Consider the following 17,595-nt stretch of genomic DNA (forward strand, 5'->3'; position numbering starts at 1 on the left):
AGTGCATTTCTCACAAATTATCCTTCCAAAACTTTTCCATTGACCGTCTCATGTGCAACGTAGTATTTTCACGCTGATTGATACTGTGGTCGCGCATAGGATAGGACAACATGCTGAAAAGCTTGTTGTGCTTGATTAATTCATTGGCCAGTAATTCAAAGTTTTGATAATGCACGTTGTCGTCGGCGGTGCCGTGTATAATCATCAAATTTCCTTTTAGTTTGCTGGCGTGCGTCACAGGAGAGCCTTCTCTGTATCCTTCCACATTGTCGGAAGGCAAGCCCATGTATCTTTCTTGGTAAATATTATCATATAGGGTTTGAAGTGCCACAAAAGAAACCGCAATGCCCGTTTTATAGACATCGGAATGGCGAAACATACAATGAAGCGACATTTGCCCTCCGCCACTCCATCCCCAAATACCAATGCGTTTGGCATCTACAAATGGATACATTGTTATGATTTTTTTGGCCGCTTTGGCTTGGTCATCAGCGGCCAATAGGCCAATTTGTCGGTAAATACACTTTCTAAAATCACGGCCTCTTGGCACTTTGGTTCCTCGGTTGTCGACGCTCATCACTACATAGCCTTGATTGGCGAGGTATTGGTGCCAAAAATTATCACCCGTTCCCCAATTGTCTTGCACAGTTGAGCCGGCAGGCTCGCCATAAACATGAAAAATAACGGGGTATTTTTTCTTTGGATCGAAAGACTTAGGTTTAATAATCCATGCATCTAAAACCGCCTCGCCAATGTCCACCTTAAAAAATTCTTTGGGACGCAGCGCCAGTTCTTTCATTTTGGTTTTTAAGTCCGCATTGTCTTGCAATAGCTTGATTTCTGTGTGGGTATTAAGATTGATAAGCGAAATTCTTCGCGGTGTGGTCGCATTTTCAAAAGTATGAATGGCATATTGGGCATCGTCAGAAATTTGATAGCTATGCTGACCTGCCAAGTTTTTGGGAGAAACTCGTTCTGCTTCGCCTTTCCCATCTATTCTACTGCGGTACAAGTAGCGTTGGGTAAAGTTTTCGGGCGAGGCGATGTAATACACATAGCCACCCTTGGGATCAATGCAGTTGATATTCACTACGTCAAAATTCCCCTTGGTGATTAGGCTTGATTGTTTGCCATCTCTCGATACTTTGTAAAGGTGCAGCCAACCATCTTTTTCGCTTGTCCACGTAAAGAATTGATTGTTTTCCAGCCAAACAATGTTGTCGTGTAAATCCAAATACGCCTCATCTTTATCGGTCAAAATGGTATTCAAAGCCATCGTTTTGGTATTTCCAATCCAGACAGTATTAGTGTTTTGAAGACGGTTCAATTGCTGAATCATCACTTCGTCAGATGCAGGAATAAATTCCATGCGCGCCAAGTAATTATTTGTTGGGTCGCCGGGTACATTAAACCACTTGGTTTCACCCCCTGAGGCTGAAATCACTCCTATTTTTACGGCAGAATTGGCCGTTCCTACTTTGGGATAAGGCAACGGAATGGGTTTTGAATAAATAGAGTCCACATTGTTAATCATGTAAAAAGTACCCACGTTTTTGGTGTCCGACTGCCAGTAGGCTATACTCTTTCCGTCGGGACTCCACCTAAATCCGTCTCGGCAATCAAGTTCTTCTTCATAGACCCAGTCAAAAGTACCATTGATGATATTGCCGCCGCCGTCGGTTGTCAATTTTGTAATTTTACCCGAAGTGAGGTCTTCTACATAAATATTGAGTTTACTTACGTAGGCAGCCCGTATGCCATCGGGCGAGAATTTAGCAAACATCAGCGTAGCTTCTTCCAATCCCTTGCCGAGTTGGCTCAATTTGTTGGTTTGGAGGTCTAAAACCCAATAATCTCCTCTCGAATTTTGTCGCCAAACTTTTCGTGTATTGGTAAAAATCAAGAGTTTGGAGTTGTCTTCTGACCAAATATAATTGGCGATTACCAAAGGGGTGGATGTACCTGTGGGAGTGAGTTGGGCTGCACTCACGAGGGTCTTTTTTGCCCCCGAATTTACCTCGTATCTCACTATTTCATTTCCGTTGGTGGATGCGTTATTTTCAATTGTTGAATAGCCCGCATTGTCTTTCATCCATCGGATTGCTCCAAACCCCTTGGCGCTGTACAAGTTGTTTTTGTAGATGTCTTCTAAGGTTAGCACTTTGGTGTTTTTTTGACCAATTGTGCTGTTATTCAAGAAAATAGCTACGCCAACGAATAGCCAAAGAGATAAGTTCTTAGTCATTTTATTACTGTAAAAATGTTAAAAAGAAGGAAACAATCTCAAATTACAAAATTCACTCAACAACATATACTTCACCTTTCACGGTTTTAATTTCGATGATTCCGTTGGGCAATTTTTGAAATGCTACCATTTTACCATTTTGGGTAACAACCTTTGCATTCGGCAAGGCTTCTAATCGGCAGATTCCACCTGCTTTTGACTTGATTTTCAATTGGGTAAGTTGCTTATTTTTCCAAACATAATCCAACTCAAAAGCCCCTCTGGCGCATACTCCTTTGAACGCTCCTGAACTCCAATCGTCGGGCAAGGCGGGTAGTAATTTGATAAAACCATCGTGCGATTGCATCAACATTTCGGTGATGGCGGCAGTTACACCAAATGTGCCATCCACCTGTGGGGCTCTTCCACACAAAGCAAACAGCGACGAGCAACTTTGTTCTCTGATGAAGCCTTTGTAAATCTTATTGGCCCTGTTGCCATCACCCAGCCTTGCCCACAGCGCCATTTTCCAGGCTCTGGACCAACCTGTGGAAGCATCACCACGCTCTTCCAATACTTTTTTATAGGCCTCTATCAGCGCGGGAGTTCTTTTTTCGTACAACACCTTCCCTGGATATAGGCCATACATGTGCGAAAAATGTCGGTGATTTTTTTCCAACGATTTCCAGTCGTCTGCCCATTCCTGCAACGAACCATCCCAGCCGATTTGGGGCGGCACTAATTTTTCTCTTGCGGCTTTCACCTGCTGAACAAAAGCGCCATTGTCGCCCAAAATGGCAGAAGCTTCTACGAAATAGCCGAACAAATCATAGAGAATTTGCATGTCTATCGAAGAGCCTGCGCATATCGTTGTGCCTTCTCTAAAACTCGCCGTTACTTCATCAAAATAAGGCTTGTTACCACCTCCATCGGGGAAGTTTTCGGGCGAGGTAGAAGGATTGGTTACCAACCATTTGCCATTGGGATGAGGCTTTAAGAAGTCCATAAAAAACTGCACTGAGCCTTTCATTAATGGATAGGTCTCTTTGAGAAATGCTGCGTCCATGGTGTATTGATAATGCTCCCAAAGGTGGGTGCATAGCCAAGCACCGCCTACGGTAAATGTCCCCCACGTAGGGCCATCCATGGGGGCAGCTACGCGCCATAGGTCTGTATTCTGGTGAAAAACCCAGCCTTTTGCGCCATAATGCTCACGGGCTACTTGCGAACCTTGGTCTGTCAATTCTCTAATCATACGAACCAATGGCTCGGCACATTCCGAAAGGTTGCTACTTTCCACAGGCCAATAATTCATTTGTGTATTGATATTGGTCGTGTATTTTGAATCCCAAGAAGGGTTCATGTCGTCGTTCCAAATGCCCTGTAAATTAGCGGGTTCGGTGCCAGGCCGAGAAGATGTAATCATCAAATACCGGCCAAAATTATAACTTAATGCCGACAGTGAGGGGTCAGGACTCGTTTGTATTTTCTGAATTCGTTCGGGTAAAGGAAGAAAGGAGTTTTCAGTGATTGGCAATTGGAGAGAAACTCGGCCAAAATAGTGTTTATAATCGGCCAAAGCCGCCTCAAAAATGGCGGTATATGATTTGCCCTTTATCTTTGTAAAATAATCCTCTACCCTTTGGTGTGGGTTGGCACTCACGTCTTTGTAATTCACAAAATTGGTGGCTGCTGCAAAATACAAGGTGACGACGTTGGCATTTTCGACGATTAAATCCACTCCATCGGTTTTCATAGTTCCACCTTCGGGAACAGCTTTTATACGGGCTTCGTATTTTAGTTTGCCTGCAACCCCCATATAATCAGCCGATTTTCCAGTCAAAATCAAGCCGTCGGAGCCATATGGATCCATTCTGAAATAGTCGGTGGCGTAATTGGAATGGGCTTGGTTTCTTACGCCTCTGAGATTTGCTTTGAAAGAAATACTACCTGATTTATCGGCCGTTAGTCGAATCACAATTACTTGGTCGGGGGCGGAGGCAAACACCTCTCGTTGGTAGGTGACGCCGTTTGATTTGTACGAAACCGAGGTAATTCCACTTTCTAAGTTCAGCCATCGTTGGTATTCGGTAGTTGAATCTTGGTTTTTGAAAAACAAATGGAGATTGGCAAGACTTTGGTATTTCTGTTGCTCAACAGGATAACCCATCAAATTTCTCCCGAATAGATTATGAGCCGCTAAATATTTTTCTTCAAATACCAGTTTTTGGATTTCTGATAATACTTTATAGCCGCCTTTTACAACTGTAGAATAGGGCCCGCCCGACCAGTAGGTTTCTTCGTTGAGTTGAATCCGTTCTTCTCCACTTCGCCCAAAAACCATCGCCCCCAATCTGCCATTGCCGACAGGCAGCGCTTCGTCCCATTTTTTGGCTGGTGTATTGTACCAACTTACCGTAGATGGGTTAAATGCCTTTGCATTGATTTTAATAGCAAAATCATCGTGCTGCGCATTGGAATAAACCACTGACAACAAGTTAATAGACAAGAATAAAAGTGTGTTTAATTTCATACAATTTTGCAGCTTAATTACTTTCAAGCTAAACAAAAAAAGGCCAATCTCTTACTTCAAAAAACTATAACTCCCTGATTTTAATGCTTCTAAAATGAACTTCGTCGCCGTGGTCCTGCAAAAGTATATGCCCTGCTACTGCCTGCGCAAAATTGGGGTAGGTGTTGTATTTACTTTTGGCCACTAGATTGCGAAAAATCTGCGAATAGCGGTCGTATTCTACCATTTTGAGGTTATTGAGCCAATGCTCGACGTGCCCATCCCTTACTACCAACCGTAATTTATTCCATTTACCCGGCGGATTCATCCGTTTTGCGGTACTGCCTTCCGACAAATTTTCGGCCGTGACAAGGTCATACAAAGAAGCTGTGGTACGATTGCCCCCCACACCTGCTTTGGCATCAGGATGCTCTTTGTCGTCGAGGATTTGAAACTCAGGCCCTAGGCCCGTACCCGCTCTTTTTTTGCGGTCTTCTACCACAAAATATTTCAGCCCGCTGTTGGCCCCCGTCGTGAGTTTAAAATCCATTTCGAGTTCAAAGTTTGAAAATTCTTTGTCGGTAATAATATCGCCGCTTTTGACCAACGTATCTTTTTTAGTGCCAAGCACTTTCAAAACTCCATCTTGAATAGCCCAGCCCACCGCTGGAAACTTATCGTCATTGGCTAATCGCCAACCCTCGGTGGTTTTGCCATCCCACAGCAACCGCCATCCTTTTCTTTTTTCATTTTCCGACAGCTCGTTAAGCAAATAGCTGATTTCAGGTGCTTCTTCGCCTCCTTTAAAAATAACCTCTTTCAGATTATCCGTCGCAATTCTGATGTTTTTCCATTGAACCGTCAGTCCAACCTGTTCTTCTTTCTTGATTTGATGCACCTGCAACGCAATAAATCCGCGAGCGGTTTGAGGGTCGAGAAGATTGGTACATGGAATACCATTTATCCATGTTTTAAGGCTATTGCCGATGGCTTCGATGTGGTATTTATTCCATTGGCCCAATTTAAAGGCGTTTTGACCTTTGGGATTTACTGACAAGGGATACAGCCAACCGTTGCGTCCTTCGTCGAAAATCCCTCCCGACCAAGCCCGGTCACCGGGGTCGATTTCGACCTGATAGCCGTGTACTTTTCCAGCCATAACGGCAGGGTCGCTGATGCTTCTAATCTGAATGCCAGAGTTCAGGCCTGCCTCTACTTTTACATCAAGTTCCAACACAAAATCACCGTAAGTAGCTTCAGTACACAGAAAACTATTGGGGGTATTAAGCTGAGAAACCCCGACAATTGTATTATTGACGATTTTGTATTCGGCGTTTCCATTCCGTTTTACCCAACCTTTTAAATCTTTTCCATTAAAAAGGTCTTTCCATTGGGCTTGGACAGAAGAATTGACAGAAAGAAGGGCAATTAAACCAATCGAAAAAATAGATTTCATCGTAATTTTTGAGTAAGAGGTGGGCATGGTCAAAAGCGTTAAAAAAAGAGAAGAAAAACGGATTCTTCTTCTCTTTTCATTTCAGGTAAAGTGTTTTTTCTTTAAAATTTATGCTATTTCTTGCGTTTTTTTTTCACGCTCGCTTCCGGCTTAATATCCTTCATTTTGCTTGAGAGCAGGAAACGACAAATCAATTTCACTCTGCGGAATCGGTCGCAAGTTGTGTTTGGCCGCAATCGACTGTCCTTTCACCCAAGGGTTATATTTTTTGACGCGTTCCACCAATTTACCAGTACGTTTCAAATCAAACCATCGGCTGTATTCTCCCATCAATTCTCTGGCTCTTTCGTCCAAAATCAAGTCAATTGAGATATTGGCGGCGGTGGCTCGGTAGGAGGCAGTCGCCAATGATTTTTGATTTTCAGGGGCGGCGGCACATTTGGGGTCGGTTCCCTTTTTGGTCCCCAAGGCACGGTCCAACACTTTGTTGTAATAGACCTCTGCACCGCCCAATTTACCATTTTTTGCTCCTTTGACAATCGCCTCTGCTGCAATTAGATAAGCCTCTGCCGCTCTGAACACACATTCATTAAACGTTCCAAAAGCATCACCGTAAGGAATGCCCGGCTGCCAAAATTTCCACATCAACGGCGGCTGAATGTTTAGCCCCGAATTATCAATGGGATACCCACCGCCGTATTCATCGGCATTTACGACAGCATAGTTTTTCTTGCCACCCAAGTCCACGCCTCTTTCGGCCAAGGTAGTGGCAGGTTTATTCCAAGGTCTGGCAAACATCACAGTATCGCCCACGTTGAAGTTTATTCTCAAAGAGGGGTTGCTCAATGGTAGCGGTCTATAATCTTTTACCGCGGTAAGAGCATATCCAACACTTACAAAATTGTGTGCATAACGGGTATCATTGTCTGGATCAAAAAAACGGTAGCCTGCAGGTGTAACCTGATGTATGCCCAAACATCGGTTATAGTCACTTGTTCGACCTTTGGTACCGACAAACCCCTCGCCACTTGGTCCAAATTTAGAATGCAAGTCATTGCCACCGGCAGGGTCTTGTGTAAAAGCCGCATCTGTTTTATTGGTTAGTACTTCAGAGTTGTACTGAACCGCAAAAATAATTTCGGGATTTTTATCATTTTGAGCCCCCGTGTATTGGGTCAGGGGGTTGTTTGAACGTTTAGGAAATAAATCGCTGTAGTTGGCCGCCAACGGATAGGCATCTATTACTTTATCGGCGTATTGAAGTGCCATGTCAAAGTCGGCTGTTGTTCCGCCTAAAGCGTTGTTAAAGTTCCAACCTCTTGTTAAATACACCCGTGACAGCAAAAACTGCGCTGCACCTTTGGTAATACGACCATAATTGGTGGCGGTAACGGGCAATTTTGCTTCACAATCCAACAAATCTGTGATAATTTGTTTATAAACATCTGCCGAAGGAGCCCTTGGAAAATCTTTGCTCGGTGAAGTGATTTCTGCCAGTGGCATAGGAATATCGCCCCATTGCTGCACGGCATAAAACAGACACAAAGCCCGTAAAAACTTTGCTTCCGACACCCTGGCATCTTTCAATGCGGGTGCCATTGTGGTAATATCATTGGCGCGAGTGATGGCCGAATTGGTTCTGGCGATTTCGGCATACAGCAACTGCCAAAGGCGTTGAATATCCGCCAAGTTAGCGTTAAATTCAGCATTATAGACGTCAAACAAACTCGGAACATTCTCTTTCCCAGTAACTGACGAAGGATTCCAGCCGCTTTGCGCGGTAAAAATATCGGTTCCCTGCAACACCAAGATCCTGTTTTGGTGGATGTTTCTCAAAAGAGGATAACACGCCCGAACCAAATCTTCAAACCCCGCTTCGGTTTTAAAATAAACGTCGGTAGTAAGTGTGGTAACGGGCTTTTCAACCAAAAAGTCTTTTTCACAACCCGTAGCAAAAACGCCAATAAAGGCGATTGCCACCGATGTCAGTCGTAATTTATAGTGAGATTTCATTGTTTTTCTGATTAAAGGAAAGGTTAGAAACTGATGTTTACGCCAAAAGAATACGTCGCCGACGGCACGTCATCCTGAAAAATAGCGGAATTGAATTCGGGGTCAAAACCAGTAAAGTTGCTGAACACAAACGGATTCAACACTTGCAGATAGAGCCGCGCATTCGACATTTTTACCTTATTTAGCGCCCTGTTACCCAAGGTATAGCCCAAGGTAATATCAGAGATTCTTAAGAAGCTAGCATCTTGATAAAAAATGGCATTGCGATAAGGATTGGCGGCTACAGTACCGAAAAAAGTGTTGGAAGGATTATCGCTTCTCCAATAATCCAAGCCTGCCAATTTGTTGTATCTCGTACTGCCAATCTCGCCAAAAGTCCCTGCCAGGGTATTGTTTCTGTATTGTACTCCATTGCGGTAATAAGTAAAGAACGAGAAATCAACATTCTTGTACTTAAAGCGATTGGTTATACCCAAAATCCAATTGGGAAGCTGCGTACCGAGATACATCCTGTCATCAATTGCATCGGTGGAAGAAATCTGACCGTCATTGTTTTGATCCACCACCCGCACAGAGCCAGGCACCTGCTTGTATTTTGTAGCCAAGTCTTTGTCGGCTGTTTGCCAAATACCGTCAAATTTAAAATCAAAATTGGCTCTTATGGGATAACCCACAAAAAGGTTGTTTCCTTTGTCAACCGTCTGACCATTACCGTATAATTCAAGCAATTTGTTTTGGTTTCTGGTAAAGGCAAATGTAGTATTCCAATTAAAATTCTGTTTTGATATGTTAACCGTATTGAGCGTTAACTCCACGCCTTTGTTCTCAATTTTACCCACGTTGGCTATTACTTGGGTAAAACCCGTCGTGGTGGGGAGTTTTTGGTTCAAAATTAAATCATCTGTTTTGCGGTTGTAAATTTCAAGCGAAGCGGCAATTCGGTTTTTAAAGAATCCAAAATCAATACCTAAGTTGAGCTCTTTGCTCCGCTCCCATCTCAAATCTTTATTGGCCAAATTTAATGGAGCAAAGCCATAAGCCGCAGTGCCGTCAAAATCATAGCCAGTGTTCAATAAACCAGCCTGTGTACTGTATGGATTGACGGTTGAGTTGCCTACCTGACCGTAACTAAGGCGCAGTTTTAGGTTTGAAAACACATTTAGATTATTGATAAATTGTTCATCGCCCAATCGCCACGCAAAAGCCACCGAAGGGAAAAACGCCCATTTGTTACCTTCGGCAAGTTGCGAAGCACCGTCTGAACGGCCCGTGAGGGTCAATAAATATTTATCATTGTAGGAATAATTGATTCTTCCCATGTACGATAAAATAGAGCGCTCGACGAGCGAACTGTTAATTCCCGAAATGGTTGCTGCGGTATTCAAGGCATACCAATCTGAAGCGTACGGCAGGTCTCGTACCGCGATAGAATAGGCCTCATTTCTCTGATAAAAAGCACTTTGCAGCGCCGTAGCCGTAATTTTGTGCTTTCCTAAGTCTATGTTATAATTGAGAATATTGTCAATGGTATAATTCCCGATGGTTCGGTTGTCGTACTGCGCTCTTGGTTTTGCCCCAATCTGCGATTTTGACCATTGCCCTCTAAAGTCGCCTAAACGCTGTGCCGTATATGAAGCCGACAGCGATGAACGAAACGTCAGTCCTTTGAGCAAAGTCACCTCTCCGTAGGCATTGGCCATGGCGTTCATGGTAGTGGTCTGTAGTTTAGACGTTTTAGGGTCAATATCAAGCAATGGATTTCCTACCTGCTTGTCGTTGATTCCCATCCAAAAAGCGTAGCCATCAATATTCAAATCGCCATTTTCGGACGGATTAGCAAGGTCTGAATAATAAACAGTACCCGTAGGTCTGGCACGATAGGCATTTCTCAGCGATTCGCCCGAGCCTACATTTTGGTCGCTGTAGGTCAAATAGGAAGTAAACCCTACTTTAAAGCGTTCTCCCAATTTGCTGTCAAGCCCCGCGTTTAAGTTATACCTTTTAAATCCTGTATATAGCACGTTGCCATCTTCGTTCAAAAAGCCACCAGAAAAGCGGTAGGTGGTTTTCTCACTCCCCCCCGAGACACTGATGTTATGACTCATCTGAATGCCTGGAGCGGTTACCAAATCCACCCAATCCGTTGTTTTACCAGCATTAATATTGGCGGTTTCGGCCGCTGTAAACGTTGCCCCTGTTGCCCCTTCCAACACTCTATCAGTAAAGGTCACTTTATAAAACTCCTCAGTATTCATCAACCGAGGCACGTGAGCGGGTGTTTTGATTCCTACGTAGCTATCATAACTCACCCTTGGCTTACCAGAAAGCCCTTTTTTAGTGGTAATGATAATCACTCCATTAGCACCCCGCGCCCCGTAAATAGCCGTCGAGGAAGCATCTTTCAAGACATCCATTGATTGAATATCGTTGGGATTCAGGTTGTTGATATCACCTCCCATTAGACCGTCAATGACCACCAAAGGCTCGGTAGAGTTGTTGACCGTATTTTCTCCTCTGATAGTAATGCTATAACCTGCGCCTGGCTTATTGCTTGATTTGGTGACAGTTGCGCCAGCTACTTGTCCCTGAATGGCTCTTGCTGCCACTACCGGATTGGCCCTAACAATGTCTTTTGTTTGTACCGACGCTACGGCTCCCGTTAGGTCTGTTTTTTTAATTTCACCATAACCCACCACCACTACTTCATTTAGGGCCATGTCGTCGGCTTTTAGCGATACATTAAGCGTGGTTCGGGTGCCTACCAAAATTTCCTGTTTTATATAACCAATAAAACTAAAAATCAATACGCTATTGTCATCAGCTACTTCTAAGCGAAAACTCCCGTTTTCATCAGTAGCGGTTCCGCGCTGGGTTCCTTTAATGACCACGTTTACCCCCGGCAGGCGCTCACCTGACGCACTCGTTACTACTCCCGTTACCATTTTTTCAATGGTCTGATTGACGGGGAGGGAATTATTTAAAGTTGAAAGTTGAGCCACAAGGTTTGACGGGCGCTCTACAACCAATGGCCCCCCGGGCGACAGGGCTTCTTGCAATACCGCTTTGGGATTCGCTTTTGCAGAAACAATGACGAAGGTATCTTTACTCACCTTTTTTAACCGTAAGCCCAATGGGCGCAGCATCTGCGATAAATTCCGCTCCACATTGTTATTGCTACTCAACTGCCCAGTAGGGATAGAAATACCGTCAACGATTTTTTCTTCAAAAAGAATGTCGATTCCGTGCTGTTTTTTAAACTGCATCAGGGCATCCCTTAACGAAACTTTTCCTGCTGGTGCTTGCGGTTCCAATCGCGGTGTTGCCTGTTGGTTAAAGGCCAATAGTTGGGCCGAAAGCCGTGGTGCGGTGAGTAGCCACAAGACTACTCCTACCAAATAAACGGGAATACGGATAGGTCGAATCATTATCAATAGGGGTTTAATTTTCAATAAGTTAAGGTATAGGTTTGGGTAGCACCCGAAGGAGATTCGTTACGGATAATTCTTATTTCAAGCATTTCGGCCAAGACCTGTAAAAAAGCATCGGCTGTTTCGGCTTTAAATGTCCCACCGATGGTTCGTTTGGCCAATGTTGAATCTGCAATCACAATTTGGACCCCAAATCGTTCGGTCAATTGGTAGGCTATTTCAGAAATGGAGGTATTTTCAAACATAAAACGGTGTTCTTTCCAACCCAAATGTGGCGCAAGCGACTGATCGCGGCGCAAAGTGAGACGCCCCTTTGAAGAAATCGTAACCACATCGCCCGAGGTAATAATCAGGGGTTTCGTTTCCTTGGTTTTCAGGGAGCGCAACTGTACTTTGCCTTTATTAAGCACCACCTTACTTCCCCTTGAACGGCTGTAAACCATAAATTCAGTTCCCAAAACCTGCACTTCCAGTTGATCGGGGGTGCGGACAATAAATTGGGCGTGATTGGGTAAATGCTTCACCGAAAATTCCGCTTCTCCCTTCAAAAAAACTTCTCTCGACGTTTCCCCAAATCCAAACCGTGGTACTTTAAGGGACGAATTAGCGTTTAGGGTCACACGACTGTCGTCGGGCAATTGAAGCGTCAGAAGCTCACCGTTGGTGGTTTCGTACTGTTGGAAAAGAATCACGTCCCGAAAAACGTAGGTGCATATCCCTGTCAATAGCAATACGGAAGCAGCTATCCCTAAAAAGAAATTGAGGCGTCGAGACAACGGGCGTACCGCCGCCGTTTTAGGATTATCAGCCTCGGCCTGATTTGACAATTGAAAAAAAGCCGCATCGGCATCTACTATCAATTGCGGGTTTTGTCGCTCCCACTCCTCCAACCACTGAAAATAGAGCTCCTGGTGACTCAGCTCCATCAACCATTCTTCAATTAATGATTTCTGCAAAGGTGTCGCTCGGCCTTCAAATAAGGCCAAAATGGCAGGTTTAAATATATTCTGGCTCATGAGTGTGAGTAAATTACGACCATTGTGAGAGAAAAAAGAACATAACTTCTTTGCTTTGAGCCCATAAATCACTCATTATGAACAAGAAAAGTAACCCGTAATTTCGTAGGGATTGCCGCAATAACGAGAGGACTTTTGTAATGTGTCCTTCCACTGTTTTCGTAGAAAGGTTCAGTTCTTCGGCAATAGCCGCATTTTTCTTGCCTTCAAACCTACTCATTACAAATACCTTTTGACTTTGTGGGGAGGTAGAACGAAGAATTTCTTCAATTTTTACGTACAATTCATTGTATTGAAGAATTTGTTGAGGCGTAATGGGCTGGGTATCTGAGCTATCGTTTTCTGAATAATCACTGGATTTTTCAACGCCTAACTCTGTCCGCAAATACGCGAAAGAAGCGTGTCGTACAGAAGTAAACAAATAGGCTCGGTAGGAAGACGTAACGGTCTGATGCAATTGTTTTTGCCAAAACTGACTGAATACCTCCATCACCAAGTCTTCGGCCACCTCTTTTGAATACACAAACCGAACGGCATGACTGCACAACGGCTGATAGTAGCGCTTAAAAAGCAGTTCGTAACCTTTGGTGGTATCTGCTTCAAAGGCACGTTTTATCCACAATTCAGAATCAACAATTCCAGCGGAATTGTCCTTTAGTTGAGGGGCAAAACGGTTACTCTCGTCCGGTTGATGAAATTCCGGCTCATTTGAGTCCATTGAAGGCAAGGGCATAGGGGTAAGGGGATAACAAACGGGTGTTTATCTACTAAGAGTATAAAAACCTTGCTTTACCCTTGCCTATTTTGTAAATATTTTTAAAATAATTCTTTGTATAATGATAATAAGGCAAAAAATAGGCTTTAAGCCTAGTTGGGTGTGATTCCAGCAGGGGCATTGAAGAAGCCCGTAGGTTTGCGGATACTGTATTGGCTAAAATCCTGATTGGCGTCCAAGCCTACCCCATTCATGCGCTCTCCCGATTGTTGATTTTCGATGGTCACCTTTTTATCGGTAAATACTTTCTGCGTTTGTGGATTCCAAGTCAACTCATCCGAAAACAAGCGTTCCTTTTTTTGGGTAACCACCTTGACGTTCCCTTTTACTTTGTATAGGCCAGTTCGGTATTCATAACGACCAGAATCGGATTCCAAGGTGGTGATGACATCACCCGCAGGGCCGTAAAAATCTACAAAAACTTTTTTGGGAAATACTTTATCTTCGGTGGGGAGCTTAATTTGCTTTGCAGTTCTGACCCGCACTTTCAAAAAACCAAGCTCGCTAAACAGTACTTCAATATTTTCAGCCTCTTCGAGTGGGCCGTTGTAAGCAATAAATTTTTTTGAATTTTTGTCTTCCTCGCAGGCACCGAGAAACACCATTGACAAAATAAAGGGAGAGCACTTCATCAACCTTAACATGTATCGAAAAGTTGACTGCTGTAAAAAACAAATAGGAGATAAAAGTTTATCTCCCATTTGCATCCTTGCAGATGTTGTATTAACCCACCTTAACATCTTGAAGGCAAAATTAAGGTGTTCTAACGTCTTTTCCAAAAACAATTGATTTATAGAGGGATTTTTTTTCATTTTTTTTAGCAAAAAATCGTATGCTTGCATACAAATATGCTGAAAATAAACACCTTATTGTTTGTTTTTAACAATTTTTAAATCGCAATTAATCCACTTTGAATTTCTGGAACCACGTATCTTTTAGCGAAATTCCAAGAACTACCCGTCCGTATCGCTCTCGAAATGTTTGGGAAGAAACAGTTCCTCGTTGCCCCGCCACAAAAGAGATGTTGATTAGGTTAACGAAGTTCCGTCCTACGGGCAGGGACATTCCCATCGAGATACTCATGTCATCCACGGGTTTGGTTCCGATAACCAACGGAGTTTGGTGATAGATAAAACCTAAACGATAAAAGACCAAATCCCAATATTTTGTCGAGTTGAATTTGGGAACGTATTCCATGCCAAAGTGAAAACTTTGTCCGTCGCGCATGTTTTCATTATTGCCCGATATTCCTTTGTATTGCGACCAGTTTTGGCGGTCGTAGTCAAAGCTAAGCAACAGCTTGAAGAATTTCTCATAGCTCAATCCCACGCGCCAGTTGGCGGGAAGATTCACGTTAAGATTAGCCTGCGTTATGGTATCAGGATTGGTAATAGGCTGACCAGCGCTACTCAATACCTCCAGGGTAGTATTACGAATTGTATTTACCGAAGAAGCCAGATTATAGGTAGCCCCAAAATTCAGGTAGTGATCTTCTTTCAGTTTCTGGCGATAAGCGGCCCCTAATTTCAGGTTAACGTCACTCATATTCAGACGGTCATCCCGACTCACGATGTAGTCACGGCTATCGCCGATGCGTAATTGAGAAGTGACACTGCGGTTAAAATTCCCGAATAGATAGGTAAAATCAGCCCCAACGCTCAGATTTTTACCAATTTGGAAGCCATTTGTCAGGTTAATTTGATTGAGCCCTCCTTTTCCAGAGTATACATACTGGGCTTCATAAATGGAAGTGCCGATACGTCCGTACGAATTCTGCTGGTAATTCACAAAGCTGTAAGGCTTTAGGCTCAATCCCAACGACCATTTGGGCGCAACTGGAAACGACAAGGCCAAATACCCGATATTTCCCCCAAAATCACGTTGATTTTGTTGAGAATCCTGAAGGCTTTTGTATTGACCGATTACCCCCACATCAAACATGGTGTATCGGTTCCGGACAAGCAAAGCTGGATTTAAAGAATTGATATATAGAGGATTAGAGGCACTAACCCCCACATCGCCCATGGCATTGCTTGGCGAATATCCTCTACTTAATAACTCTCCTATTCCGATGGCTGAATAAGGGGCGTTTCCTAACCCCTGAGCATGAACGTTTGTTTGTAAAAATAGGACTCCCAGTACCCAACTCCACTGAAGAAGCTTACGCGTTTTGTACATTGACATTGTATAATAAAATTCGATTCAGACCCATCAAAACCAGATTTGGCGCCGCAAAGATGCGATTTTTAAGCCGATTTTCAAAGAAAGGCGCGTCTCCCCCGCACAATAGTACGCGACATTCGCCGTATTCGTTGCGATACTGCTCCATAAAGCCTTCCACTTCTGCGAGCAGTCCATTGATGACTCCGCTTTCCATTGCTGTATGTGTACTTTTCCCGACCAAGGGCACGGACACCTTATTTTGTGTCTCTACCACGTCAATCAAAGGCAATCTCTTAGTAAACGTGTGCATGGCCTGAAATCGCATACGAAAGCCTGGAGAAATTATTCCGCCATGAAAAACAGCGTCTGCACTTACCCAATCGTAGGTGATGCAGGTCCCCATGTCAATGACCAAGCAGTTTTCATTAGGAAATAAAACGGTAGCACCCACGGCCGCCGCCAAACGATCAGCGCCAAGGGTTTGCGGGGTGTCGTAATCTTTGCCAATCGGCACTGGAAGCGCGGGAGAAAGCTGTACAACCCAAACACCTTGTTGGCGCAGCAAATCAGCATATACTTGTGTATCTTGGCTAGTAGAAGACAAAATGGCGTGGGTCGGTAACTCATCCGACAATATTGCGGTTAACTCCTCAAACGGAATTTTATATTGCGCTTTTACAAGTTGCTCATTTTCAAACCAAGCGATTTTGGCAAAGGTATTTCCGAGGTCAATGGCTGCATTCATTGAAATAAACGAGTTGGTATTTTGGAGTTAAAAATTAATAATCTTTGTTATCTTAATAGCACATAACCTTTTACTTTCACGACGCAAAATTGTTGTTTTGCAGTAAAAAACCGACAGTCACCATGGAAATAGTATCAAAGTGGCTTAATTATACAATTTTAGACAATCCCATCCGAGACTTGCTTTGGTTTGGGGGAATCATTGGTTTAAGTATACTCATCAGACGCGGACTATCATTTACAATCAGTCGTACCATTTACCGATTTATCAAAAATGAATCGGGGGATATTCCCTTGGCCGAGTTTGTTCGGCTCACCCGCCGTCCCTTTGAATTGCTCATTACGCTGGGCATGATATATCTCGCCTTCAGTCACTTGGTCGTCCCTAAACAATGGGATTGGATGACTTCCAAAAAATTCGGCGGGTTGGTACTCATTCAGAACCTATTTTTCACCCTGCTAGGTGCCGCAATTGGCTGGTTGGGCATTCGTATCATTAAATTTGCCGCGTTGATATTTAAACAAAAAGCCGCCACAACACCTACCCCCCTTGATGACCAACTCGTTCCGTTTTTCAAAGATATTGCCATCATTCTGTGGACCTTGACCAGTTTTTTTGTCATTCTTCACAAAGTTTACGAAGTCAACGTCTGGGCGCTCATTACCAGTCTAGGAATCGGGGGATTGGTCATTGCGTTGGCCGCCCGCGAAACCCTCGAAAATTTGATTGCCTCTGTCGCGATTATGCTTGAACGGCCCTTTGTAATTGGCGACTCCATCGTGTTGGACAAAATTTCGGGCGAGATTGAGCAGATTGGGTTTCGTAGTACCCGCGTCCGTTCCGATGATGGGAGTTTGATTACGGTTCCTAACCGACTCATGACCACCCAAGCCCTCGAAAACGTTACTCAACGAAGCTACCGCCGCGCCAAATACTACGTTCGTCTGTCGTTCAACACCCCTCCCGAAACCATCGCACAAATCGTGAAGGACATTCGTCTCTATTTAGAAAGCAATTATCTGACTAATTCAAAAATGCCGATGGTTCGCCTCGAAACCCTCGCCGAAAATTCGTTAGATATTTTGGTAATTTACCACGTCCATAGCTCTATTTGGCGGGTATTTATGGAAACCAGAGAGGAAATTAACTTCAAAATCATTGAAATAGTGCACGAACACGGTGCTACCTTTGCGTATCCAAGTCGCAATCTGTTTATCAAAGAATCTGTCGAAAATTAACACTAAAAACCTGATATCAAGCCTA

General features: G+C 43.7%; 11 protein-coding genes. 1 reads left to right on the top strand and 10 read right to left on the bottom strand.

The features are described from left to right. Positions 1-10 precede the first annotated feature (10 nt). The 10 genes from GVN20_RS07155 to GVN20_RS07200 all read right to left on the bottom strand — a co-directional run bounded on the left by GVN20_RS07155 (position 11) and on the right by GVN20_RS07200 (position 16,332). Entirely contained in the window at positions 11-2,245 is a 2,235-nt protein-coding gene (locus GVN20_RS07155; RefSeq protein WP_166557670.1) for a S9 family peptidase, read from the bottom strand. A gap of 52 nt (positions 2,246-2,297) precedes the next feature. Beyond that, complete coding sequence (locus GVN20_RS07160; protein WP_166557671.1) at positions 2,298-4,757, bottom strand: glycosyl hydrolase family 95 catalytic domain-containing protein; 2,460 nt, start codon at positions 4,755-4,757, stop codon at positions 2,298-2,300. A 64-nt stretch (positions 4,758-4,821) separates the two neighbouring features. Beyond that, complete coding sequence (locus GVN20_RS07165) at positions 4,822-6,219, bottom strand: DUF1080 domain-containing protein (RefSeq protein ID WP_409033837.1); 1,398 nt, start codon at positions 6,217-6,219, stop codon at positions 4,822-4,824. A 123-nt stretch (positions 6,220-6,342) separates the two neighbouring features. Next, positions 6,343-8,205 (bottom strand): RagB/SusD family nutrient uptake outer membrane protein, encoded by a 1,863-nt coding sequence (locus GVN20_RS07170; RefSeq protein ID WP_166557672.1) that lies wholly within the window; start codon positions 8,203-8,205, stop codon positions 6,343-6,345. A gap of 23 nt (positions 8,206-8,228) precedes the next feature. Beyond that, positions 8,229-11,630: a TonB-dependent receptor gene (locus GVN20_RS07175; RefSeq protein ID WP_166557673.1), complete on the bottom strand. Its 3,402-nt coding sequence runs from the start codon at positions 11,628-11,630 to the stop codon at positions 8,229-8,231. A gap of 20 nt (positions 11,631-11,650) precedes the next feature. Beyond that, positions 11,651-12,649 carry a FecR family protein gene (locus GVN20_RS07180; RefSeq protein ID WP_166557674.1) on the bottom strand — a complete coding sequence of 333 codons (999 nt, stop codon included), beginning with the start codon at positions 12,647-12,649 and terminating at the stop codon, positions 11,651-11,653. A gap of 13 nt (positions 12,650-12,662) precedes the next feature. Continuing rightward, entirely contained in the window at positions 12,663-13,382 is a 720-nt protein-coding gene (locus tag GVN20_RS07185; RefSeq protein ID WP_166557675.1) for an RNA polymerase sigma-70 factor, read from the bottom strand. A 134-nt stretch (positions 13,383-13,516) separates the two neighbouring features. Beyond that, entirely contained in the window at positions 13,517-14,056 is a 540-nt protein-coding gene (gene lptC / locus GVN20_RS07190; protein WP_229598997.1) for an LPS export ABC transporter periplasmic protein LptC, read from the bottom strand. Positions 14,057-14,324: 268 nt separating this feature from the next. Beyond that, the gene (locus GVN20_RS07195) at positions 14,325-15,608 is read right to left on the bottom strand and encodes an OmpP1/FadL family transporter (protein ID WP_166557676.1); all 1,284 of its coding nucleotides are present in this window, start codon (positions 15,606-15,608) and stop codon (positions 14,325-14,327) included. Then, positions 15,586-16,332: a type III pantothenate kinase gene (locus GVN20_RS07200; protein WP_166557677.1), complete on the bottom strand. Its 747-nt coding sequence runs from the start codon at positions 16,330-16,332 to the stop codon at positions 15,586-15,588. Before GVN20_RS07200 ends, GVN20_RS07195 begins: the two co-directional genes overlap by 23 nt. 122 nt (positions 16,333-16,454) lie before the next feature. Here GVN20_RS07200 and GVN20_RS07205 point away from each other — a divergent pair, with 122 nt between their 5' ends. After that, positions 16,455-17,570: a mechanosensitive ion channel family protein gene (locus tag GVN20_RS07205; protein WP_166557678.1), complete on the top strand. Its 1,116-nt coding sequence runs from the start codon at positions 16,455-16,457 to the stop codon at positions 17,568-17,570. The last annotated feature ends 25 nt before the right edge of the window (positions 17,571-17,595 follow it).

This window comes from Runella sp. CRIBMP (assembly GCF_009905605.1).
In the GTDB taxonomy this organism is placed as follows: Bacteria; Bacteroidota; Bacteroidia; order Cytophagales; family Spirosomataceae; genus Runella.